Source organism: Francisella sp. LA112445 (genome assembly GCF_012224145.1).
GTDB lineage: Bacteria > Pseudomonadota > Gammaproteobacteria > Francisellales > Francisellaceae > Francisella.
The window spans coordinates 1-23,372 of the sequence record NZ_CP041030.1; the positions used below are offsets into that span (position 1 = coordinate 1).

Consider the following 23,372-nt stretch of genomic DNA (forward strand, 5'->3'; position numbering starts at 1 on the left):
ATGACTACATGGAATAAATGCTTAAAAAAAATAAAAAAAAGTCTTTCTACGTTTGAATATAAAACGTGGATAAAGCCTATCTATGTAGATCAAAATAGTAACTTATTCACAATTTACTGTAATAATGAGTATTTCAAAAAACATATAAAATCTAAGTATGGAAATCTTATTTTATCAACAATTCAAGAATTTCATGATGGTGATTTAGTTATTGAATATTCAAATAAAAAATTTTCTGGCGAAAAAAAATTAGAAGCTGTTTCAGCTGGCCCACAAGCAAATTTTTTCAATAAAACTAATATTGAAATTAAAGATGATGATCCAGAAGATCAAATAGAACTTAAAGAACTTAAAGAACTTAAAAAAACACAAAAAAAGAGTTCTAAATCTTCATCTCAAGAATTATTTGGTTTTGATGAAGCTATGCTTATCACAGCAAAAGATGATGAGCAATATTCTTTTGGTTTACCTTTAAAAGAAAAATATGTTTTTGATAGTTTTGTTGTAGGTGATGCTAATAAAATTGCTAGAGCAGCTGCTATGCAAGTTTCTATTAATCCTGGTAAATTACACAACCCTTTATTTATCTATGGCGGTAGTGGTTTAGGTAAAACTCACTTAATGCAAGCGATTGGTAATCATGCTAGAGAAGTTAATCCAAATGCTAGGATTATTTATACAAACTCAGAACAGTTTATTAAAGACTATGTAAACTCTATTCGTCTACAAGATCAAGATGAGTTTCAAAGAGTATATAGATCAGCAGATATTCTTTTGATAGACGATATTCAGTTTATAGCAGGTAAAGAAGGTACAGCTCAAGAGTTTTTCCATACTTTTAATGCATTATATGAAAGTGGTAAACAGATAATCTTAACTAGTGATAAATATCCTAATGAAATAGAAGGATTAGAGGAAAGACTAGTATCACGTTTTGGATATGGTTTAACAGTTTCTGTAGATATGCCAGATTTAGAAACTAGAATAGCTATTTTGCTTAAAAAAGCTCATGATTTAGGACAAAAACTACCTAATGAAACAGCTGCATTTATAGCAGAGAATGTCAGAACAAATGTTAGAGAGCTTGAAGGAGCTTTAAATAGAGTTTTAACAACTTCTAAATTTAATCACAAAGATCCAACTATAGAAGTTGCTCAATCTTGCTTAAGAGATGTTATAAAAATCCAAGAAAAAAAGGTAAAAATAGATAATATCCAGAAGGTAGTAGCTGATTTTTATAGAATTAGAGTAAAAGATCTAACTTCTAATCAAAGAAGTAGAAATATAGCTAGACCAAGACAAATAGCAATGAGTCTAGCAAGAGAGCTTACATCACATAGCTTGCCTGAAATTGGTAATGCTTTTGGTGGTAGAGATCATACTACTGTGATGCATGCTGTTAAAGCTATAACTAAATTAAGACAAAGCAATACATCTATATCGGATGATTATGAGTTGCTTTTAGATAAAATTTCTCGTTAAATATATATATGATTCATAGGGGTTTTTAAAAAATGAATTTTGTACTAAATAGAGATGACTTACTAAAGCCTTTGCAGTCTATGCTATCTGTGGCTAATAGCAAAAGTACAATGCCTTTATTATCTTGTATCTTATTTGATATAAGTAATAATAATTTGAAAATTACAGCATCAGATTTAGATACTGAGATATCTTGTAATATAACTGTTAGTTGTAATGAAACTGTAAAATTAGCATTAAATGCTGACAAAATTTATAACATAGTTAGAAGTCTTAATGATAATTCTATGATTGATTTTAGAATCGTAGATAATAAAGTAACTATTATTTCTAATAATAGTACTTTTAATCTGATTTCATTAAATGCTGATAACTACCCACTTATTGATAATAATATAAGTGAACAAGCAAGTTTTGATATATCTCAACAAGACTTTCATCATATTATTTCAAAAGTAGATTTCTCTATGGCAAATGATGATACTAGATATTTCCTTAATGGTATGTTTTGGGAGATAAACTCAAATCTTTTAAGAGCTGTATCTACTGATGGACATAGAATGTCTATTACAGAGGCTATAATAGATAGTAAAGTTCTTGATAGTGCTAGCCAGTCAATTATCCCAAGAAAGGCTATATTAGAGCTTAAAAAGATTGTTGGTAAATCTGAAGAAACTATCAAAATTTATTTAGGCAAAAACTATCTAAAAGCAGAATTTGGTAGCTATGCATTTATATCTAAACTTATAGATGGGCGTTATCCTGATTATCAAAAAGTAATCCCTAAGAATAATACAAAACTTTTAGCTGTTGATAAGCAAGTTTTGAAAAATTCATTATTAAGAACATCAATTCTTGCAAATGATAAGTATAAGGGTGTTCGTTTAAATATATCTCAAGGACAAGTGCTTTTATCAGCGAATAACCCTGATAATGAAAAAGCAGAAGATAAAGTAGAAGTTCAATATAGTGATAATGCAATGGAAATTTGCTTTAACTATAAATATTTACTAGACATAATCAATGTAATTAGTGAAGAAACAATGACTATTTATCTTGATAATCCTAATATGAGTGCTTTGATTAAGGATGAAAAAGATAATAGTTTATTTATTATTATGCCAATGAAAATTTAGATAATATTTATCTGAATAAATTCTATAAATTAATTCAAAAAATTGATCATTTTTTATCTATATTATTTAATTTTCTGAGAAAAACTTCATAAAAATAAATCTTTAGGAATAAATAGTACAGCAATAAAAAAAGGTATACATAAAAAGATTATATAAAAAGCAGGGATCAAATAGTTTCCAGTAGCTGTAATTAATAATGTCATAATAAATGCAGCTGTTCCACCAAATATAGAAACACTTATATTAAAACTTAGGCCAAAACCAGTATTTCTATTTCTAACAGGAAATAATCCTGCTGTATTTGCAAATATAGGGCCTATGATAGCACCACTTATTATAGCTAAAGTAAATATAGCGATAGCTGCAAAATGATGACTTTTAATAATAGTTTGATATATAGGGAAAGCACAAATAAATAATGTTATTGAGGCATAAATTAGGACATTTTTACCGCCAATTTTATCAGCAATATATCCAAATGATATTGTTGAAATCATTAATACAACGATGCTTAATGTACAGATTAATAAAATATGTTTTAAATCATAACCTAGATAATGACTTGCATATGTTGGCATATATGAAATACCCATGAAAACTAAGACTGCTACTAAAGAAGAAATAAAGAAAGTAATAATCATATTATGCCATTCATATTTGATAGCATCACTAATAGGATTTTTAACGGTAGCGTTTTTGGTTTTAAGTTCTATAAATTCTTGAGTTTCTGATGATTTATATCTGATATATAGGCCTGTAAGTATTATTATAAATCCAAAAATAAAAGGAATTCTCCAGCCCCATTCTAGTATCTGAGCCCTATTTAGTAATTTAAGTAAACAATAACTAATACCACTAGCAATTAGTAATGCAAAAAATGAAGAGCTTATAAGTAAAGCCCCAGAGAGATTTTGTTTATTTTTATTAGAGCTTTCTAAAATAAATGCAGCAGCTCCACCTATTTCTCCACCAACAGCAAACCCTTGTAATATTCTAATAATCATAAGAAAAATAGGTGCATATATACCTATTGAAGCGTATGTGGGAAGTATAGTCATAACTAGAGTTGGTATACCCATAAGCAGCAGTGAATAAAATAATATTTTTTTTCTACCATATTTATCGCTAAAGTATCCAAAGACTAATGCTCCTAAAGGTCTAATAAAAAAACCTAAAGCAAAGGCTAAATATGTATATAATAAAGCAATAAAGTACTCTTGCTGTGGTAAAAAGAGTTTAGCTACAATTGGAGCAGCAAACATTCCATATATATAAAACTCGTACCAATCTGCAATATTTCCAGCTAATGCAGGTAATATATTCTTACTAAAGCGATCTTTATTCATGGAGTTCCTTAACTTTTTATATAACGATTATTATAATTTTAATTTGGTTATTAACTTTATAGCATTTTTAGATAATATCTCAAAAGTTTTAAGTATATATTTTCAGTTTAAGGGTATAAAAAAAAGCGTTTATACTCTTGAAGTTATTTAGTTATATAATTTTTTTACAGTTAGTTTTTATATAAATATAATTTCGTTAGGATAAAAATATTGATTATTTATTCGTAGTTAAGAATAATATACCTACTTTAAAAAGCTAATATTTTATAAAAAATATGAAAAACACGAAAAAACCTAGCTTATTTACAGCTATAGCATTAAGCGTAGGGACTATGGTAGGAAGTGGTTGGCTATATGCATCATACTATGCATCTCAGGCAGCTGGAGCGGCATCAATATTCTCATGGATTATAGGTGCATTTATAATTCTTGTAATGGCTTTCTTACTTGCAGAACTTGCTGTTAAATATCAAACAAATGGGCTATTTACTCAATTGATAACTTTATCACATAACCAACATTTTGGATTTGTAACAGGGTTATCAAACTGGATGTTAGGACTTATTATCGTACCATCAGAAGCTATGGCTACTACACAATATATTTCTTCGATATATAAGCCAATTACTCCTTATGTTTTTAGCGCTGGAGAACTTACTTTTTTAGGAGTTGTTGTAGTTGTTTTATTTATGTTGCTATATACACTGATAAATTATTGGGGTATAAAATCATTATCAAAAATAAATAACTCTTTGACTTCGTTAAAGATTATTATCCCAATAGTTACATCTTTGATAATAATGTTTGCAGCATTTCACACTAGTAACTTTGGTGGTAGCAATGTCAGCTTTATGCCTAAAGGGGTAAGTGGGGTATTCAATGCTATAGTTTCTTGTGGTATTTTTTATTCTTTCTTTGGCTTTCAAATGGCAGCTAGCTTTTCAGCAGAATTAGAAAATCCAAGAAGAAACATACCTATAGCTTTGGTTAGTAGTGTACTAATCGTTTTATTTATCTACCTTTTACTGCAAATCTCTTTTATAGGTGGTGTACCTGAAAAGATGTTAGCAAATGGTTGGGGCGGATTAAATTTTGAATCTCCACTAGCTCAATTAGCAGGTATTTTAGGTATAAATGCGTTAGCAATAGTCTTGTATGCAGATGCTTTGGTTAGCCCGTCAGGAACAGGTATTGTATATTTAGGTGGTAGTGCTCGTATGCTTAATGAAATGTCAAAAGCAAAGCAAATGCCTGGTTATTTTGCTAAGGTAACTCAAGGAGTTAATATATCGCGTACTTCACTTATATTTACCTTTATTTGTTCTATAGTTTTGATATTTTTCTTTAGAAACTGGCAGATGATAGCATCTTTGACAACTACTTTTATTCTAGTTTCTTGTATTGCTTTACCTATTGCTTATGCAAAAATTAAAAGTAATAAAGATGATCCATTGCCAATAAACTATATACCTTTTCCTAGAACTGTAGCTTTTCTTGTATATCTAGTTTTAACGTATTTGTTGATGATAGCAGGGACTCTTAATTTAGTAGTAGCTTTAGTACTTCATATAGTATTTTTCTTAATATATGCATATATGGATAGCAAAGGAAATATAGCTAATATTTTAAGAGCTTTTGCTTCTTCATGGGCTATTTTTGCATATTTAATAGTAGAGTTAATACTTGGGTTTGCATATGAGAATATAACTACTTGTAACTTATTCTTCTTAGTCTTTGTAGTGGTTTCAGCAGGTTTATATCTACTATTAGTAAACCAAAGAGATTATTACTCTAAATAAAAGATTCTTCTTATACTATTAAAAATAAATTATCCTGATATTATTTATTAATATGTAGAATAATAGTTTTTACATATGAATCATATTTTATTTTCTTATCTTTTGGATGGTAAAGGTAATGCGACGCGATTAGATGCCCAAAATAATACTCATCAATTAATGAGTACTAATAAAGAAATCATTTGGACACATTTAGATGCCAAAAATCCACAAACTAAAGAATGGTTAAATCAAGAGTTAGGCTCCTTAGATCCTTTTATTGCAGATGCTTTAATTGCCGAAGAAACAAGACCTAGATTTATACAAATAAATGATGGTATGTTAATCATTTTGAGAGGCATGAATCCTAATAAAGAGGGTAATCCTGAAGATATGATTTCAATAAGGTTATGGATAGATAAAACTCGTATAATTAGCACACGCTTTAGATCTTTAAATTTGTTTAACGATATTAAAAAAAGCTTTAATGATAATACAGGACCAAAAAATTCTGCAGACTTTATAACAACTGTGATAGCGAAGCTATCTAATCGTATGGAGCCTGTTTTGTCAGATCTTGATGATAAGCTTATAGATATAGAAGAACAAACTATAGAACCAACAGACAATGACTTGAGAGAATCAATAGCTGCTTTGCGTAAACAAACAATAGTTTTTAGAAGATACCTAGTTCCTCAAAGAGATGTAATAGAGCAGTTACGCTTAAGTAGTCTAAGTTGGTTAACAAACTCTCATAAGCGTTATTTAGTAGAAATATATAACTATGTTGTACGTTATATAGAGGATCTTGAGGAGGCTCGTGATCGTCTACAAGTTGTAAAAGATGAAATAAGCAATGCTCTAAGTGATAAGCTCAATAAAAAAATGTATTTTTTAGCTATTATAGCAGCTATATTTTTACCATTGAGTTTTCTTACGGGGCTTTTAGGTATAAATGTTGCTGGAATACCAGGTTCTCAAAATGCATATGCTTTTTGGACATTTTTAGTTATTTTATTAGTTATAGTTATATTTCAGATATATTTATTCAAAAAATTGAAGTGGCTTTGATAATAATTAGGCTTTTATAACCTTTATATTAAACTCTTTCCTTATATCTTTAAGAGGGATATTTAAATAACTATCATAATTATACCAATCCCATTTTTTAGACATTCTATAGGCTTTAAATGCGGCTAATAAGCATATAGGACTATACCTTAGCATTACAAAATAGACTACAAATTTATATTTGTACTTTTTGAGATAACTATTTATAACAGTTTTATAATCTACAAATTTAAAGAATTTTTTATAACCTTTTAAAGTGACATTAGAACCAAATAAAGTCCATGTGTCATTTATAGCTTCTCCTCTAATCTCAAAAGGAACAGTTCCAAATAAAACATGGGTAATATCATGGTTTTTGAACCATTTACTAGCTTCATCATGACCATCATTAGAATTTAAAAAAGGATAGTTTTTATTATATTCTTGTAAGCCTTGATTTAAGGTAAGTTCACAATTTTGTTTTAGGTATTTCATTTAACTATAGATTTGAAATGATTGTTTGTATATAAAATTAGGGGCTGTCCTAGATAAGTTTACTTTAAACTCTCTCTAACCCAGTGTTTAATTAGCTTTAGCTGTTCCTTAGAATCACTGTGATTAAATCTCCACTCACATTCCTTCAAAAACAAGTAAAAATGGTCTCTAGGAATACCATTAAATTTTCTCAAATGTCTCTTAGCTTGATTCCAGAAGTTTTCTATACCGTTTATATGATTATGCTTCTTTGCAAACAGCTTACTATGGTTAATTCTATAATGTTTAAACTCTGAAACATCTAAGGCATTATAACTCCTAAAAGTATCAGTGTAAACGATACAATCAGGTTTAACTTTTTCTCTAATTATTGGTAATAGAGTATCACTCTTAGCATTTGGAATGATTACTGTATATACCTTACCATTACGTTTAAGTAAGCCAAATACAGGAACTTTACCACCAGCTCCTCTACCTCGTTTCCCTTTACGAGTTCCTCCAAAATAGCTTTCATCTACTTCAATCTCTCCTGTAAACATTTCTAAATGCTCACTATTTTCATAAATTAATAATCTTAATCTATGAAAATAATAGCTGGCTGTGGTTTTATTTACTGATACTAATTCTGATGCAGTTCGTGCTGTACTTCCTGCTATAAATAACTCTATTAATTTGTCTTGCTTGTATGTACTTAATCTACTTTTCCTCATCAAAACCATCCTAACATAACTTAGTTATCTAGGACAGCCCCTAAAATTATTATAGATGAAAGGTAGAATAAAATACTAAAGAAAACTAATTTTGAGATTCTTCATTTTTAGTGCAACATTTTTTACCAGAATCTTCTTTATCACAAGATTTGCTACATTTAGAATCGCAACAGTGACAACTTTTATGACACTTAGCAGCAAATAAAACCAGAATAATAGAAATAACTACTAACCATGTATTTTCATGTATAGACCCTGGAAATATACAAAGAATTAAAGTAATAATTTTTAATGCTATAGCAACACCAAGAATTGTCAAGAACATAGCTAAGGCACATAATCCAAACTTTTTACCACAAGATTCACTTTCTTTAAATGGACACTTCATTTGTATTCTCCTTTTGTTTAATTGCAGTTATATTCTACCAATAAAAACAAAATAAGCATAGGGGATAAGAATTAACAAAAATTCATATTTAGTGTCTAGTTATATAGTTTAGACTAACAGCAAAAAGAATAATTATTAGAGATATCCAAACAGTTAAATTAGAAGGATCATGATTTATTAGAATTCCAAAAATAACACCAAATAAGGGGACAAGGTAGTTTGTAAAAGATGTAAATACAGGACCAGCAAGTTTTATAAGAGATGCATATAAAAAATAAACAATTCCTGCACAAAAAACTCCTAAATATAACAGTGAAGACAAGGAGAAAATAGAGTAATGAATACTACTATAATTAGGTCTAAATATAAGCATTAATATGATTATCTGTATAGTTGATGCGATCAGGATATTTCTAGAAACTATAACAGGATTATCATGAAAACAAAATTTACTTAATAAGAGTAAAGCCAAAGCAAAAGATGTAGTTGCTATTAATATAGCTAATATCCCAATTATATTAATAGAATGATTTTGAGATATTAGATCTGGATAAAATAGTACTAAAAGACCAATAAATCCAACAGATATACTTAGTATATTTGATAGAGTAATTCTTGATTTTATTATTATAGGACCTAGCAAAACGACAAAAAAAGGAACAGTACCTGTTAGAATAGCTGTGATTGATGGACTAGTAAACTTTTGTCCCCATGGTATCAGCATAAAAGGCATCGTGGCCTCTAAAAATGCAATTAATGAATATATCGCAAAATCTTTTTTAAAAGAGTTTGATTTTAATTTTAGAAAATAACAAACACAACAAAGTATTATGCAGCCAATAAAAGACCTTGCTAAAGCTATTAATATAGGAGGAAAGTTCTCTATAGCTTCTTTCTGAAAAATAAACTGAGATCCCCAAATAAGACCTATAGCAAGCAATAGAGAATATTTTTTTAGCATTTTTATTTAACATTATATTAATTAGAGGCTAATTTTATAAAAAAATTTTAGAGAATGCTAGTTTGAGAGGAAATAAGAAAGTTATTTATTATTAAAAGAAATCGTGATTATTAACAGTTTTATTTGTAATAAGCTTCTTTTGATTGTTTTTTGTTAATGGAGCAACAGAAAAGTGATCAGGTCTATGCTGGAATGTGCAGCTATTCAAAAATATTACTAAAAAAATAAATAGAAAGGTTTTTTTCATTTTCTAATATTTATAATGGTTACCTACTATGTAAATGATATCTTTTTGTAAATTAATTTAATAGAGTTAGATTTAAAAATAGCATCTTTGGTATGTCATCGCTTTATTTATTTTTTAAAATAAATACTATGTTATAGAAATTATAATAAGTTTAGAGAAGCTATCGACTATGATGAATGAAGAATATCTATTAGATAACTATAAAAGACCTAAATTAGAAACTCCTGATGGTAGTAAGAAAATATTATTACATTCATGTTGTGCTCCTTGTGCTGGAGAAGTTATGGATGCTTTAGCTGCTTCAGATATTGATGTTACTATATATTTTTACAACCCTAATATTCATCCAACTGAAGAATACATAATTAGAAAAGAAGAGAATAAAAGATATGCTGAAAAGTTAGGTATGGCTTTTATTGATGCTGATTATGACAAAGATAACTGGTTTAATTTAGCTAAGGGTATGGAAGATGAACCAGAAAGAGGTATCAGATGTACAATGTGTTTTGATATGAGGTTTGTCAAAACAGCTGAATATGCGAGTAAAAATGGCTTTACTCTAATATCAAGTACATTAGGAATCTCTAAATGGAAAAATATGGAGCAAATAAACACTTCAGGTAAAAAGGCGGCTTCTTTGTTTGAAAATATTCAGTATTGGGATTTTAACTGGCGAAAGAAGGGTGGTTCATACAGAATGTTAGAAATATCTAAAAAAGAGAAGTTTTATCAGCAAGAGTATTGTGGCTGTGCTTATAGCCTTCGAGATACTAATAAATGGCGAGTTGAAAATGGTAAAGAAAAAATTAAAAGAGGAGTCAAATATTATTCGAACTAAGTTAATGATAAGAAGGACAATACTCTAAAGTTTTAACTATTCATCAACCCAGTCAGCATATTGATTTTTAGGAATGCATACTACACCGCTATAATTAGCTGAATTATTATATACTGTAAGCTCTTGTTGATTAGGAGCTGTTTCATTATTATCAGTTATGTTTTTCTGATTACTGCCTGGATTATATGCTTCAATACCTACATAGCTACAACCACCTTCACGTTGGCATTTCTTGGTGGCGGATGAACCGTTAGCTAGATCTTTTTGTATAAGTAAAACTTGACCATCTGGACATGTTACTTTAAATGTTGGTGGAGCACTTGAGATTTGATCGAATGCTATACTATTATCAAAAATAGCTTGAGGGAGGCGACCACCAGGACCAATAGGCCAACCACCGTAGTCAACAAGCGATGTACTATTTGGTGAGACTACAGTTGTAGAGCTTTTTAGACCTCCATTATGAGGCGTACAACTTGCTAAAATTCCACCAATAAGAATACTCGCAAGTATAAATGTATATTTTTTCATAATTAACTATAAATTATAAATTTTCAAAAAAATTTTTTTATAGCATATTTTTGATGAAGATCAACAAAAAAGTAAGAGAGCTACTCTTGGCAAAAGTTTCAAACAGAGTTTATATGCAATTAAATCGAATACTACACTTATTAAAGTGATACTTTTTTTAAAAAGTATAGGTTAATCTTGGAAGATTTATAGGTTTAGTAGGGTTACACAGTTAAAATATTAAATTTTAAATTCTTTAATTATTACATCAATATTAGATATTCTTTTAATAGATTTATGGATCTCATAAGATGATTGATCTGGTTTTGTTTTAATGACAAAGCTTAAAGAGCTAGATCTTTTATATAATTTGTTAATAATACTTTTTTTTGAGTTATCTTCTAATAAAGTAACTTCATATCCGACTTTTCTTTGAAGATTGTACCAGCAATCTATTACATAGTTTCTTATTGTCTCATCATTAATTCTATTAACTACATGAATCATATTTACTTCTTGTATTCTATTATGATTATCTGATATATAATGAGATTTTATAACTGATAATAAAAGTCTCATCTGTCGGTTTTCAACTAAGATACTCTTGTACATGGTTAGTCTCCTTATAGTTGCTAAATAAAGTAGATTTATCAGTAAATAATATTTTTATTTTTGTATTATTTTCTTGCATCTTTAAACCTACTTTTGTTATTTATCTTTGGTATAAAAACTTCATTTATAAAAAGTACTATAAGGAGTACGGAGATTAATATTAGCATTTTTTTTGCTCTAAAATAGACTTGAAATTTTTCTAAAATTGCTCTCCTTATTGATATTTCTACATAAATTAATATATAAGAAATTCTTATATGCTTTTGCTTGACTTACAGACTATTTTTTTAGATTTGAGGTTACACTATGGTTGAAAAATAGAGCTGACAATAGTTTCAATGGCTTATAAATATATTTAAGAGTTTGGTGTGCTATATAATCATTAAAATTTGCTGTATAAGGATTTGTAAAATAAAAAATTATTTAATTTATTCATCAATATAAACTAGTGATTAAAAAAGGTGTAGCTTTGATATTTTTCATATTTAAGGTGCTAACTGCATTACTGGAGGAGGAAAAGAACTACTAGAAACTTGGTCAAAAGCACTATAGCTAAAACCAGTTGAAATTAAACTTAAAACTATTACTGTTGTTAATATTACTTTTTTCATTTTGATGATCTCTAAGGTATATAAATTTTATACTGCTATTATGGTCTTTGACTTGATTAAAGTAAAATATATAGTTTTTATTAAATCAATAACAATAAGTTATATACACTACTCTGAAATATTTATAACTTTTAAAGTTTATAGTATTTAGTGAAATTGATTGAAAATAAGGGATTTTCACTGGTGGAGGCGGCGGGATTTGAACCCGCGTCCACAAACTCTCCGTCCTTGGATCTACATGCTTAGGCTAATCTATTTGAGTTTAGCTTAGCTATTCCCCAATTAGCCAGGGTAATAGTTAGCGAGTCTGTTAAATACAGCCTGAACTTCCAGACAAAAAGCAAAGACCGTCTTATGCGGAATATGAACGGATGTAAAGATAGTGTCATAAGAAAGACTATCATATCCGTGCGCATCTAGGTTCTTAAGCTAGACTAGGCAGCTTTAGCAACAGCAGCAAAGTTGCTGTCGTTAGCCGCTACGCGGTTTGCTTTTTTATTGCCAGTTATTATCGGCATTTGTACTGTTATTAACGAGGTTACGGTACTTCCTCGGCATGCACCTTAGATTTTGACATTCATGTCGAAACCATATTCGCCCCCATTAGGGTGGATACAATTTATATCTTATTTGTCTAAATGTCAAATATATATGATCAATTAGAATAAAACGTAGATAGCTGAGGAAAGTGCGATAACTCCCACGGCTAGGATAAATATATCAGCAAGTAGGTTTTTGTAAGGCTTTAAATATTTGATTGTATAAATACTGTATATAGGCATTATAAATAGTATAACAGCTAGTACAAGACCACCAATACTAGAGATCATATCTAAGATATTAGGGTTTAAATAAGCTACAAGCCAACATAATAAAAATACAACACTAAGAGTTATAGGTTTTATATTTTTTTCTTTGACTTTATTTTTAGATATTTTGCAAACTATACCATCTATACCTTCTTTTGAGCCTAAATAGTGACCAAAAAATGATTTACTCATTGCAACTAAGGCTACCAAAGGAGCTATATATTTTAATAAGGGACTATTAAAATGATCAGCCAAGAATGAAAGAATAGAAACATTTTGTTGTTTTGCTAATGCTAGATCATCAGGTCTTAGTGTTAGCATTGAACTGAAAACAAAAATTACTACTGTAATAATCATTAAAATATTACTATAAGCAATAATCTTTGAAGCTTTATCATCAGCATTTTGCTTATATTTGTTTTTTGTATAAACAGCTAATGAAGAAATAATCGGTGAGTGATTAAAAGAAAAAATAAGCACAGGCATAATTACCCAAATGGCTAATATAACTCCTGAAAATGAGTGATTATGCTCAAAGCTAGTATAGATTATAGAAAAATTCCAATAAGGAATCATCCATAGAGATAGAGCTATTAAAGCAAAAATAAATGGAAAAACCAAAAAGCTCATAACTCGTATAATAAGCTTCTGGCCAAAATTAATAATAAATACAAGAGAAGCTATAGTTAAGAAACTTAAAAGAAGCCTACTTGGAACTTCACAGTGCAGTTGATGTGAACAAAAATTTGCCAAAGTATTTGTAATACCAACACTATAAACAAGTAGTATAGGAAGTATTGCAAATAGGTATAGAATATTAAAAAATATCCCTCCAATCTTACCAAAATAATCATCAGCAACTACCGTGATATCAGAGTTTGTATTTGGGTTTGATATTACAAACCTACAAAGAGCTCTATGAGATAAAAAAACCATAGGGAATATAAATAGTAAAACAATGCAAACAGGAACTATTCCTGAGATACCGGTTTGGATGGGTAAAAATAATACCCCTGCGCCAATAGCTGTACCAAATAAGCTAAGTGACCACATTAAATCTTCGTTTCTTTTCATACTAAAATTAGGATAAAAGTTATATAAATTTATGTAACAATTAAAAAAATAATTAATAGACTTTAATGTAAACTAAGATTTTTGTCAAAAGATAGATGAAAAAATGAAGAATTATTTTTGAGGTTTTAACAATGAATAAAGCAAAGACATTCTAATAGGTATACTATATCTAACTTGTTCAAAGTACTTTGCACAACTAAGTTCATCTATAGATCTATCCATTTCATCAACTCTTGGTAGTGGATGAAGGATTATAAAATTACTTTCTGTTGAAATATGTTTTCTATCAAGATAACAAAGGTCTTTATTTTTTAGGTAGCTTTCTTCATTAGGAAATCTCTCTCTTTGCACTCTAGTTACATAAAGCACATCTAAGTCTTTCAAAGCTTCAGCACTTACTTCTTCTAGTTCAGTAAAAGAGTTACCATTTTCTTTAACAAAATCTCTAAGTTTTTCAGGTATTTGTAACTCTTTTGATGATATAAACTTAAACGAAGCATTATACTTAGCAAGGATGTTTGTTAAAGAGTGAACAGTACGCCCATATTTTAGATCACCAATAAAACCTACCTTCAGATTATCAAGAGAGCCTTTTTCAGAATAAATAGTATATAAATCAACTAGAGATTGAGTAGGGTGTTCATTATCACCATCGCCAGCATTTATAACAGGAGACTCTACATATTTAGAAAACTCTTCGACACTGTGAGGCTTCGGATGACGCATAACGATAATATCAGCATATTGATCCATCATTCGACCAGTATCATCAAGGGTTTCACCTTTTTGAGTAGAACTAGATGAGCCATTTTCTAGTGATATAACTTTTCCTCCAAGCCTATTCATAGCTGATTCAAATGAGAATCTTGTTCTAGTACTTGGTTCAAAAAATAAAGATGCTAAAACCTTATTCTCTAGATCTTTTATAGGCTCTGATTTAGCTAACTTATCTTTATAAATATCAGCTTGGTGAAAAAGGTTTGATAGATCAGCTTTATTTATTTGATCGCCGCGTAGAAGCTTTTGAAACGATAGCATTTTAAATCCTCCCAAAATGCTGTCATTCTACGGTTTGACCGTAGAATCTATTATTAAGCAATGTTTTTTCCCTTTAGTAGGGAAAGGATGACAGTTGTAGACTGACAGGGTAGTTTTAATCTAACTATTAATCCACTCTTTTACAGTTTTAACACTAAAGGAGTTATCAATAGCTTTCATATCTTTTGCTGCAGCTGCAAAAGCTTCAAAAGCACCAGCTGTTGTTACATAAGGAACTCTACTCATAATAGCTGACCTTCTTAGGGCTAAACTGATCTTTAATTCTTGTCTGATAGAAGTGTTAACAAGTAGATCAACTTCGCCATCTTCTATAGCATTGACAGTACTATGTACTTGATCATTGCCAATATTATCAGAAGCCTTATCAAAGAATTTACACTCAATACCATTTTCTCTTAAGAAGCGTTCTGTACCTTTTGTAGCAAAGATATTAAAGCCTAGTTCAATAAGATCCTTAACAGGTTGAACTATCTTAGGCTTATCTGCATCACTTACAGATATTAATATATTTCCTTTTAGAGGAAGCTTATTAAAGGCCATTTCTTGAGCTTTATAGAATGCCACACCAAAAGTTCTATCCATACCCATTGCTTCACCAGTAGATTTCATCTCAGGACCTAAATAGCAGTCTACATCTTCAAATCTACCAAATGGAAACACAGCTTCTTTTACAGAGAAGTGTCTTGGTATTGGGTTATTTAATATAAAGTCAGAAAGCTTTTTACCAATCATAAGTTTAGTAGCTATATTAGCAATACTGTTACCTGTAGCTTTTGCAACAAATGGTACAGTTCTTGAAGCTCTAGGGTTTACCTCGATCACAAAAAGTTCACCATTTTGGTAAGCAAACTGAACATTCATTAGACCTATTACATCTAGTTCTCTAGCTAGTTTGATAGTTGCTTGTTTAACTTCTTCAATCTGTTCATCACTAAGAGATCTAGTTGGTATAGAGCAAGCTGAATCTCCAGAGTGAATACCCGCTTCTTCAATATGCTCCATAATACCTGCCACAAATACACGATCACCACCATCAGCAAGAGCATCAACATCTAGCTCAATGGCATTCTCAAGGAACTTATCTATCAAGATTGGCCCTTCAAGGATACATTTAGCATTTGTTTCAATATAAGAGTTTAGCTCCTCTTGAGAGTGGATAATTTCCATAGCTCTACCACCTAGTACATTAGATGGTCTGACAACTACAGGATAGCCAACTTTACTAATATTTTTCTTTAGCTCATTAATAGTGTATGCGATAGTATTTAGAGGCTGTTTTAACCCGACATTATCCAGTAATTCTTTGAATCTTTCTCTATCTTCAGCTAGATCAATTTTATCAGGGTCTGTACCTAGTATTGGGATATTATTTTCATGAAGGGCAGATACTAGTTTTAGAGGAGTTTGACCACCGAACTGTACGATCACTCCAAGTACTTCACCTTTACGCATCTCATTTTTGATAATGTTTAAAACATTCTCAGCACATAGAGGCTCAAAGTATAATTTATCAGAAGTATCATAATCTGTAGAAACTGTCTCTGGGTTACAGTTGATCATGATTGTTTCGATACCTTCTTCTTTAAGAGATTTTGCTGCATGAACACAAGCATAATCAAACTCGATACCTTGACCAATACGGTTTGGACCGCCACCTAAAATTATAACTTTTTTGTTATCTGATATATCAGACTCGCAGTCACGCACAATCTCTTCGTAGCAGTAGTGCTCATAAGTTGAGTACAGATATGAGGATTTTGATTCAAACTCAGCAGCACAGGTATCTACACGTTTAAAAGTAGGGTAGATCTCTTTACCAAATCTAAAGTTTCTAATATATCTCTCTGTTCTGCCAACAAGCTCTGCAATTTTTGCATCTGAGAAACCAATATTCTTATAATATGAGAACTCTTCTTTACTATTTGGCAAACCAGACTTTTTAAGAGTCTCTTCTGCAGCAACAATATTAGCAATTTGTTCGATAAACCATGGGTCTATCTTACAAGCATCATGAATATCTTTTTCACTGATACCATATCTAATAGCCTGAGCAACTCTTAAGATACGCATAGGAGATAGCTCTCTTAGTGACTCTAGGATTACAGCTTTGTTTTGATAGAAAGACTTCTCTTCATCATAACCAGGGATTTCAACTTGATCTAAACCTGTTAAGCCTGTTTCAAGAGATACCAAAGCTTTTTGTAAGCTTTCAGAGAATGATCTACCGATTGCCATAGCTTCACCAACAGATTTCATTTGTGAAGATAGGTTAGCTTTAGTTGTTGGGAATTTCTCAAATGTAAAACGAGGAATCTTTGTAACTATATAGTCAATAGTTGGCTCAAATGAAGCAGGTGTAACCTTTGTAATATCATTATCAATCTCATCAAGAGTATAACCAACTGCTAGTCTAGCAGCTACTTTTGCGATAGGGTAACCAGTAGCTTTTGATGCTAATGCTGATGATCTAGATACTCTAGGATTCATCTCAATAACGACTAATTTACCATCTTTAGGGTTTACCGCAAACTGTACATTTGAACCACCAGTTTCAACTCCGATCTCTCTAAGTACAGCAATCGAAGCATCACGCATTATTTGGTATTCTTTATCTGTTAGAGTCAAAGCTGGTGCTACTGTAATACTATCACCAGTATGGATTCCCATAGGATCAATATTTTCTATTGAACACACGATGATAGAGTTATCAGCCTTATCACGGATTACTTCCATTTCGTATTCTTTCCAACCTAAGATAGATTCATCAATTAGTACTTCATTAGTCGGAGATAGGCTCAAGCCATTTTTAACAATTGCTTCAAACTCTTGTTTAGTATTAGCGATACCGCCACCACTACCACCAAGTGTAAATGATGGTCTAATAATTGCAGGTAAGCCGATATCTTCTAGAGCTTTATAAGCTTGCTCCATAGATTGCACAACAACATTTTTTGGTACTTCTAAGCCAATTTTTGCCATTGCTTTGTTAAATCTTTCTCTATTTTCTGCTTTATCGATAGAGTCAGCCTTTGCACCAAGCATTTCAACATTATACTTTTCTAAGATACCCGCTTTATCTAACTCCAAAGCGCAGTTAAGAGCTGTTTGACCACCTACTGTAGGTAAGATAGCATCAGGCTTTTCTCTAGCTATGATTTTACCAACACTTTCAACCGAGATTGGTTCGATAAAAATCTTATCAGCAGTTGTTGGGTCGGTCATGATCGTTGCAGGGTTTGAGTTGACTAGAAATACTGTATAGCCATCTTCTTTTAAAACTTTACATGCTTGAGTTCCTGAGTAATCAAATTCACAAGCCTGACCAATAACAATCGGTCCAGCACCTAAAACCAAAATACTTTTTATATCTGTTCTCTTTGGCATCTTACTAATTCCCTTTTTTACTTTCTGCTATCATTTCGGCAAATTCATTGAATAAATACTTACAGTCATGAGGGCCAGGCGAGCTCTCTGGGTGATATTGCACTGCAAAAGCTGGCCTATCTGTAAATCTCAGACCCTCAACAGTACCATCAAATAATGAACTCATGTGGATTTGGATATTCTCAGGAACGGTATCATCACATACTACGAAACCATGGTTTTGGCTTGTGATAAGTACTTTTTTAGTATTTGCATCTAATACAGGTTGGTTAACACCTCGATGACCTTTATGCATTTTTTTAGTCTTTAGACCTGCCGCTAGAGCTAGTAGCTGGTTGCCTAGACAGATACCAAATATTGGCATTTTATCTTCTAGGAGCTTTTTGATAACCGGCATAGTATAGTCAGAAGTCGCAAATGGATCTCCAGGACCATTTGATAAAAATACACCGTCTGGGTTATGTTTCATAATATCTTCATAAGTACTATCAGCAGGCACTACTGTGACCTTAAATCCAGCATCTACAAGGTTTCTTAGGATGTTGTATTTAACACCATAGTCTATAACTACGACGCTGTATTTATAGCTTTCTTGATGTTTATAAACTCTTTGTCCTAGTGAGAAAGTATGCTCATTCCAGTCATATTCTCTATTTGTTGTGACACTTATTGCTAAGTCTCTACCACTTAGGTTTGATTTGTTTTTGATTCTTGATCTGACATAGTTTGCATCAAGAAATTCACCTGGTTTTACAGATAGTATCGCAACCCTTACAGCACCTTCTTTACGTACTTTACGAACGATTGCTCGAGTATCAACACCACATATACCAACGATGTTTCTGTTTTTAAGCCATGTATCAATATGTTTTTTTGATCTAAAGTTTGATGGGCTAGTTAGGTTTTCTCTAACAATTAGACCCTTGGCAAATACGCCTAGTGACTCGTTATCTTCATTATTTATGCCAACATTACCTATATGTGGAAATGTAAATGTGATAATCTGTCCGGCATATGATGGATCTGTTAGAGTCTCTTGGTAACCTGTCATTGACGTGTTAAAACAAATTTCGCCGTCAGTCCAGCCACGAACACCTATTGATCTTCCTAGATAATAAGTACCATCTGGGAAAACCAATATCGCATTAGTCATATCATTAGCTAATATCATAAAACAACCTTACTGTGATGAGTGAGAATTAAAGAAAAAAAGTGTCTGAAAAAATTTTTTATCATTTACTTCTTATAAAGTTAATAGACAAATTGAAAATATTCTAGGCATTCGATTACTATATGTAAAGGGTGTTTTTTTAACTTTTGCATAAATTAGTTTTTAGGGTAGTTTTAGAGCCATTTTTATATTAGAATTGATTTTTATCCCTTAGGTTTTATACTGCTAAAATTATATAAAAAGCATATCAGTTTATTTAGCAACCCCCTTTATTTTCAATGCTTCTAGCGTTTTTCTAAGTTGATTCTGACTTTAGTTTTCAAAAATGCTAATATTATGCAAATTAAATATGATAGGTAATAAATCAAATGAAAAAATTTGTCACAGCAATTACATTATTCGTGCTATTAATTCCTGTAGCATACTCTTAAGGTAAACTAGTTTTTGTATCGTTGGTAACTCGTCATGGTGATAGAGCTCCTTTTGCGAATATCAAAAATGCGAACTATGACTGGGGGACTTCTTTATCAGAACTTACACCGAAGGTAGACAGCTAAGAAAGAGATATGTTGAGCAATTTAAACTTTTGCCAAAAAACTATCAAAACCAAAGTATCTATGTATTATCGAGTCATACAAATAGAACAGTTGAAAGTGCGCAAAGCTTGCTAATGGGTCTTTATCCTCCTGGGACTGGTCCTGTTTTAGGTAATGGTAAAGCAGCTATCAAAGATAGAGTCCAACTAGTTCCTATAATGACTCTAACAGCTGATTCAAAGCTTCTTCAATTTCCTTATCCAAAGTATTTAGCAGTATTGAAAAAGTATGTTTATAATTCACCGGTTTGGCAGAACAAGACTAAAGAAGTTGCGCCTGATTTTGCAAAGTGGCAAAAAATATTAGGCAATAAAATATCTGGTTTAGATGATATCTTAGTAATAGGTGATGTTTTGATTGTTGCTAAAGCTCATGATAAACCACTACCAAAAGGCCTATCTCAAGATGATGCTAATAAAATAATTGCTCTAACAAGTTGGGGCTTAGCAGATCAGTTTAAATCGCAGAAAGTTTCTTATATCATGGGTGGTAAGATTACTAATAGAATAATTAGTGATCTTGATAAAGCTGCTGTAGGTAAATCAAAATATAAGATGACTTATTATTCAGGTCATGATTTAACGTTACTTGAGATTATGGGAACTTTAGGAGTACCTTTAGAAAAAGCTCCAGGTTATGCAAGTAATTTGCAGTTTGAGCTATACAAAGATGGTAGCAACTACACAGTTAAGCTTAGATATGATGGTAAGTATGTTAGATTACCAATTATGAATAAAGATGACAGCTTTACTTTAGTAGCATTAGAAGAGTATATGCAGAGTATCAATAAGAAGTTTGAAAAATATAACTAATTTCATAAATATGTGTCATTCTACGACTTGATCGTAGAATCTATTTAAAGTTTTAGCTTAATATTATAGATCCTATGGTCACACTTCGACTCCGCTCAGTGGCCTTGTAAGATAATAGCTTGCTTTTATACTATAAGTTTTATTCTCTTATATAAGTTTTATAATATTGAAAAGTCATTCCCTCCGCTTTTCTATAGTCTGGAATACTATCTCTTGACTGACTATCAATTAATCCAAGATTTATCCTTGGATAAAAGTTTCTGCTTAACTCTTCTTGAGAGACATTAAACGGTGGTGTCTGAGACTCTTTGTCATGCTCCATTACTAGGAGTAATATTTGTGTTTTATCTGAGCATGTCTCTTGCATCATCTTTGCATATTTTTCTCTTAACTCAGGAGGTAAGGCAATATACGCACCTCTATCATACCAAATATCAAAACTAGGTAAATTTTTAGCTATTTTAGGCAAATTGAAAATATCAGATACATATATTACAACATTATCACTTTTATAATATTTATAGTCTTTCTCTTCGATAACTTCATATTTGATGTGATTTTCAGTAAAAAACGAAATAACTGCTTTTTCTGATAACTCAACACCTACCACTTTAACTCCCTTTGAGAGGAAAAATAATATATCTATACTTTTGCCACACATTGGCATAAAACAAGTCGATGAGCTAGTTACTTGAAGCTTAGAAAAATGCTTAACTAAAAACTCATTAGGAGATTCTTGACAGAAGTTTTCTACATCATTATTTTGCCATCTATCTAGCCAGTATTGGTTGTTGTTTGTTTCTATTTTGTCCATTCTCTTATGATTTGAAATTATTAGCTAATTAGACATGTTAACATGGATATAAAGTAAATATTAGTTTTAAACCTGGTGATTTAGAGTACGGTTTATTATAATTTTCTAAGATTTATAAAGGAGGGAAAAATGCAAAACCAAAGCTTACTTATCAAAAATGCTACAGTTGTAAATGAGGGAAAAACTTTTAAGTCAGATGTCTTAGTTGAGAATGGCAAGATAGCTCAAGTTGCTGCAAATATAAATAAAGCAGCAGATAAAATTATTGATGCGACAGGCCTTCATCTACTGCCAGGGATGATAGATGATCAGGTGCATTTTAGAGAGCCTGGACTTATGCATAAAGGAGATATCGAGTCAGAATCTCGCGCTGCGGTGATGGGTGGTATCACATCATATATGGAGATGCCAAATGTAAATCCAGCTACTACAGTAGTTGAGCGCCTCGATGAGAAAAAAGAGCGTGCTGCAGCTAGGTCACATGCAAACTATGCTTTTTATCTAGGTGCGACAAATGATAATGTCGAGGAGTTAAAACGTCTAAAACCAAACGATGCTTGTGCTATCAAAATCTTTATGGGGGCTTCAACTGGTAATATGCTGGTAAACAACCCTGAGACTTTAGAAGGTTTCTTCAAAGATAGTCCGCTACTTATTGTGACGCATTGCGAAGATACGCCAATGATTACAGAACTTGAAAACAAAGCACGTGAAAAATATGGTGAAGATGTGCCAATGGATTTACATCCAGAGATTCGCTCACGTGAAGCTTGTTTTAAATCATCTGAGCTTGCAGTAGGTTTAGCAAAGAAATATAACTCAAGATTACATGTATTACATCTAACTACAGCAGAAGAGATGGTACATTTTGATAATACTATTCCATTAGAGGAAAAGCGTATCACAGCAGAGGTTTGTGCTCATCATTTATTCTTCTCACGTAAAGATTATGCTGATAAAGGCGCGCGTATTAAGTGTAATCCAGCGGTTAAAGAAGAAAGTGACCGTTTGAAGCTTCTAGAATGTGTGGCCAATGATACTATTGATGTGATCGCAACAGACCACGCACCACATACTTGGGAAGAGAAACAAGGTACTTACTTTAAAGCGCCAGCTGGTTTACCACTTGTCGAGCAGGCTCTTATCTCAGTATTAGAGCATTATCATAAAGGTTTCTTAACTTTAGAGCAAGTCGTGCAAAAGACAGCCCATGCTCCAGCTATAGTTTATAAAGTAAAAGATCGTGGCTTTATCCGTGAGGGTTACATGGCAGATTTAGTACTGGTAGATCTTAATGATCCGCATACTGTGACAGATGAATGTTGTCACTATAAGTGTGGTTGGACTCCGTTTAACAATGTTACTTTCCAATCAAAAGTTCAGACAACTATTATTAATGGGGTAGTGAAGTATCATAAAGGTAAGGTTGTTAGTGATCAAAGAGGGCAGTGCTTAGAGTTTAATCATGAGTTTTGACCTGATATAAAAA

Annotated in this window: 19 protein-coding genes, 1 other RNA gene and 1 pseudogene; 7 read left to right on the forward strand and 14 right to left on the reverse strand. The window is 31.2% G+C overall.

The window, feature by feature from the left end:
* Together dnaA and dnaN are read left to right on the forward strand one after the other, a co-directional pair.
* Positions 1 to 1,482: a chromosomal replication initiator protein DnaA gene (gene dnaA / locus FIP56_RS00005; RefSeq protein WP_192576962.1), complete on the forward strand. Its 1,482-nt coding sequence runs from the start codon at positions 1 to 3 to the stop codon at positions 1,480 to 1,482.
* Positions 1,483 to 1,514: 32 nt separating this feature from the next.
* Positions 1,515 to 2,618, forward strand: a complete 1,104-nt coding sequence (dnaN, locus tag FIP56_RS00010; RefSeq protein ID WP_192576963.1) for a DNA polymerase III subunit beta — start codon at positions 1,515 to 1,517, stop codon at positions 2,616 to 2,618.
* An 86-nt stretch (positions 2,619 to 2,704) separates the two neighbouring features.
* Here dnaN and FIP56_RS00015 read toward each other — a convergent pair whose 3' ends face one another.
* Entirely contained in the window at positions 2,705 to 3,964 is a 1,260-nt protein-coding gene (locus tag FIP56_RS00015) for an MFS transporter (protein WP_192576964.1), read from the reverse strand.
* Between the two features lie 275 nt (positions 3,965 to 4,239).
* On the opposite strand from FIP56_RS00015, the gene FIP56_RS00020 reads away from it, so the two are divergent.
* Entirely contained in the window at positions 4,240 to 5,763 is a 1,524-nt protein-coding gene (locus tag FIP56_RS00020) for an APC family permease (protein ID WP_192576965.1), read from the forward strand.
* 75 nt (positions 5,764 to 5,838) lie between these two features.
* Positions 5,839 to 6,813 carry a zinc transporter ZntB gene (locus FIP56_RS00025; RefSeq protein ID WP_192576966.1) on the forward strand — a complete coding sequence of 325 codons (975 nt, stop codon included), beginning with the start codon at positions 5,839 to 5,841 and terminating at the stop codon, positions 6,811 to 6,813.
* Positions 6,814 to 6,819: 6 nt separating this feature from the next.
* On the opposite strand, the gene FIP56_RS00030 is transcribed toward FIP56_RS00025, so the two are convergent.
* The 4 genes from FIP56_RS00030 to FIP56_RS00045 all read right to left on the reverse strand — a co-directional run bounded on the left by FIP56_RS00030 (position 6,820) and on the right by FIP56_RS00045 (position 9,346).
* Positions 6,820 to 7,287, reverse strand: coding sequence for a hypothetical protein (locus tag FIP56_RS00030; RefSeq protein ID WP_192576967.1), 468 nt, complete (start codon positions 7,285 to 7,287; stop codon positions 6,820 to 6,822).
* A gap of 59 nt (positions 7,288 to 7,346) precedes the next feature.
* Entirely contained in the window at positions 7,347 to 7,997 is a 651-nt protein-coding gene (locus FIP56_RS00035; protein ID WP_192576968.1) for an IS1595 family transposase, read from the reverse strand.
* A gap of 85 nt (positions 7,998 to 8,082) precedes the next feature.
* Positions 8,083 to 8,385, reverse strand: a complete 303-nt coding sequence (locus FIP56_RS00040; protein WP_192576969.1) for a hypothetical protein — start codon at positions 8,383 to 8,385, stop codon at positions 8,083 to 8,085.
* Between the two features lie 88 nt (positions 8,386 to 8,473).
* On the reverse strand, positions 8,474 to 9,346 hold the full coding sequence (locus tag FIP56_RS00045; protein WP_192576970.1) for a DMT family transporter: 873 nt from the start codon (positions 9,344 to 9,346) through the stop codon (positions 8,474 to 8,476).
* A gap of 416 nt (positions 9,347 to 9,762) precedes the next feature.
* Here FIP56_RS00045 and FIP56_RS00050 point away from each other — a divergent pair, with 416 nt between their 5' ends.
* Positions 9,763 to 10,431 carry an epoxyqueuosine reductase QueH gene (locus tag FIP56_RS00050; protein ID WP_192576971.1) on the forward strand — a complete coding sequence of 223 codons (669 nt, stop codon included), beginning with the start codon at positions 9,763 to 9,765 and terminating at the stop codon, positions 10,429 to 10,431.
* A gap of 36 nt (positions 10,432 to 10,467) precedes the next feature.
* Here the strand turns inward: FIP56_RS00050 and FIP56_RS00055 are convergent, their stop codons facing one another.
* The 8 genes from FIP56_RS00055 to carA all read right to left on the reverse strand — a co-directional run bounded on the left by FIP56_RS00055 (position 10,468) and on the right by carA (position 19,661).
* Entirely contained in the window at positions 10,468 to 10,962 is a 495-nt protein-coding gene (locus tag FIP56_RS00055) for a hypothetical protein (RefSeq protein ID WP_192576972.1), read from the reverse strand.
* 219 nt (positions 10,963 to 11,181) lie between these two features.
* Complete coding sequence (locus FIP56_RS00060) at positions 11,182 to 11,553, reverse strand: normocyte binding protein 2b (protein WP_192576973.1); 372 nt, start codon at positions 11,551 to 11,553, stop codon at positions 11,182 to 11,184.
* A 485-nt stretch (positions 11,554 to 12,038) separates the two neighbouring features.
* Positions 12,039 to 12,164, reverse strand: coding sequence for a hypothetical protein (locus tag FIP56_RS10375; RefSeq protein ID WP_281062962.1), 126 nt, complete (start codon positions 12,162 to 12,164; stop codon positions 12,039 to 12,041).
* 181 nt (positions 12,165 to 12,345) lie between these two features.
* Positions 12,346 to 12,766: a transfer-messenger RNA gene (gene ssrA / locus FIP56_RS00065) on the reverse strand.
* A 57-nt stretch (positions 12,767 to 12,823) separates the two neighbouring features.
* Positions 12,824 to 14,047: an aromatic amino acid transport family protein gene (locus FIP56_RS00070; protein ID WP_192576974.1), complete on the reverse strand. Its 1,224-nt coding sequence runs from the start codon at positions 14,045 to 14,047 to the stop codon at positions 12,824 to 12,826.
* Between the two features lie 111 nt (positions 14,048 to 14,158).
* Positions 14,159 to 15,085 (reverse strand): aspartate carbamoyltransferase, encoded by a 927-nt coding sequence (gene pyrB, locus FIP56_RS00075; RefSeq protein ID WP_192576975.1) that lies wholly within the window; start codon positions 15,083 to 15,085, stop codon positions 14,159 to 14,161.
* Between the two features lie 120 nt (positions 15,086 to 15,205).
* A complete protein-coding gene (gene carB, locus FIP56_RS00080; protein ID WP_192576976.1) occupies positions 15,206 to 18,490 on the reverse strand; it encodes a carbamoyl-phosphate synthase large subunit in 3,285 nt (1,094 codons plus the stop codon).
* Between the two features lie 4 nt (positions 18,491 to 18,494).
* The gene (gene carA, locus FIP56_RS00085) at positions 18,495 to 19,661 is read right to left on the reverse strand and encodes a glutamine-hydrolyzing carbamoyl-phosphate synthase small subunit (RefSeq protein ID WP_192576977.1); all 1,167 of its coding nucleotides are present in this window, start codon (positions 19,659 to 19,661) and stop codon (positions 18,495 to 18,497) included.
* A gap of 368 nt (positions 19,662 to 20,029) precedes the next feature.
* Here carA and FIP56_RS00090 point away from each other — a divergent pair.
* Positions 20,030 to 21,069 (forward strand): annotated as a pseudogene (locus tag FIP56_RS00090) (histidine phosphatase family protein).
* Positions 21,070 to 21,208: 139 nt separating this feature from the next.
* On the opposite strand, the gene FIP56_RS00095 reads toward FIP56_RS00090, so the two are convergent.
* Entirely contained in the window at positions 21,209 to 21,883 is a 675-nt protein-coding gene (locus FIP56_RS00095; protein WP_192576978.1) for a thiopurine S-methyltransferase, read from the reverse strand.
* Positions 21,884 to 22,012: 129 nt separating this feature from the next.
* Here FIP56_RS00095 and FIP56_RS00100 point away from each other — a divergent pair, with 129 nt between their 5' ends.
* Positions 22,013 to 23,359 (forward strand): dihydroorotase, encoded by a 1,347-nt coding sequence (locus FIP56_RS00100; RefSeq protein WP_192576979.1) that lies wholly within the window; start codon positions 22,013 to 22,015, stop codon positions 23,357 to 23,359.
* Positions 23,360 to 23,372 lie beyond the last annotated feature (13 nt).

Excerpts from the sequence above, each read along its gene's own strand:
- dnaA (WP_192576962.1), top strand. The coding sequence starts at position 1 with ATGACTACATGGAATAAATGCTTAAAAAAAATAAAAAAAAGTCTTTCT.
- dnaN (WP_192576963.1), top strand. The coding sequence starts at position 1,515 with ATGAATTTTGTACTAAATAGAGATGACTTACTAAAGCCTTTGCAGTCT.
- FIP56_RS00015 (WP_192576964.1), bottom strand. The coding sequence starts at position 3,964 with ATGAATAAAGATCGCTTTAGTAAGAATATATTACCTGCATTAGCTGGA.
- FIP56_RS00020 (WP_192576965.1), top strand. The coding sequence starts at position 4,240 with ATGAAAAACACGAAAAAACCTAGCTTATTTACAGCTATAGCATTAAGC.
- FIP56_RS00025 (WP_192576966.1), top strand. The coding sequence starts at position 5,839 with ATGAATCATATTTTATTTTCTTATCTTTTGGATGGTAAAGGTAATGCG.
- FIP56_RS00030 (WP_192576967.1), bottom strand. The coding sequence starts at position 7,287 with ATGAAATACCTAAAACAAAATTGTGAACTTACCTTAAATCAAGGCTTA.
- FIP56_RS00035 (WP_192576968.1), bottom strand. The coding sequence starts at position 7,997 with ATGAGGAAAAGTAGATTAAGTACATACAAGCAAGACAAATTAATAGAG.
- FIP56_RS00040 (WP_192576969.1), bottom strand. The coding sequence starts at position 8,385 with ATGAAGTGTCCATTTAAAGAAAGTGAATCTTGTGGTAAAAAGTTTGGA.
- FIP56_RS00045 (WP_192576970.1), bottom strand. The coding sequence starts at position 9,346 with ATGCTAAAAAAATATTCTCTATTGCTTGCTATAGGTCTTATTTGGGGA.
- FIP56_RS00050 (WP_192576971.1), top strand. The coding sequence starts at position 9,763 with ATGATGAATGAAGAATATCTATTAGATAACTATAAAAGACCTAAATTA.
- FIP56_RS00055 (WP_192576972.1), bottom strand. The coding sequence starts at position 10,962 with ATGAAAAAATATACATTTATACTTGCGAGTATTCTTATTGGTGGAATT.
- FIP56_RS00060 (WP_192576973.1), bottom strand. The coding sequence starts at position 11,553 with ATGTACAAGAGTATCTTAGTTGAAAACCGACAGATGAGACTTTTATTA.
- FIP56_RS10375 (WP_281062962.1), bottom strand. The coding sequence starts at position 12,164 with ATGAAAAAAGTAATATTAACAACAGTAATAGTTTTAAGTTTAATTTCA.
- FIP56_RS00070 (WP_192576974.1), bottom strand. The coding sequence starts at position 14,047 with ATGAAAAGAAACGAAGATTTAATGTGGTCACTTAGCTTATTTGGTACA.
- pyrB (WP_192576975.1), bottom strand. The coding sequence starts at position 15,085 with ATGCTATCGTTTCAAAAGCTTCTACGCGGCGATCAAATAAATAAAGCT.
- carB (WP_192576976.1), bottom strand. The coding sequence starts at position 18,490 with ATGCCAAAGAGAACAGATATAAAAAGTATTTTGGTTTTAGGTGCTGGA.
- carA (WP_192576977.1), bottom strand. The coding sequence starts at position 19,661 with ATGATATTAGCTAATGATATGACTAATGCGATATTGGTTTTCCCAGAT.
- FIP56_RS00095 (WP_192576978.1), bottom strand. The coding sequence starts at position 21,883 with ATGGACAAAATAGAAACAAACAACAACCAATACTGGCTAGATAGATGG.
- FIP56_RS00100 (WP_192576979.1), top strand. The coding sequence starts at position 22,013 with ATGCAAAACCAAAGCTTACTTATCAAAAATGCTACAGTTGTAAATGAG.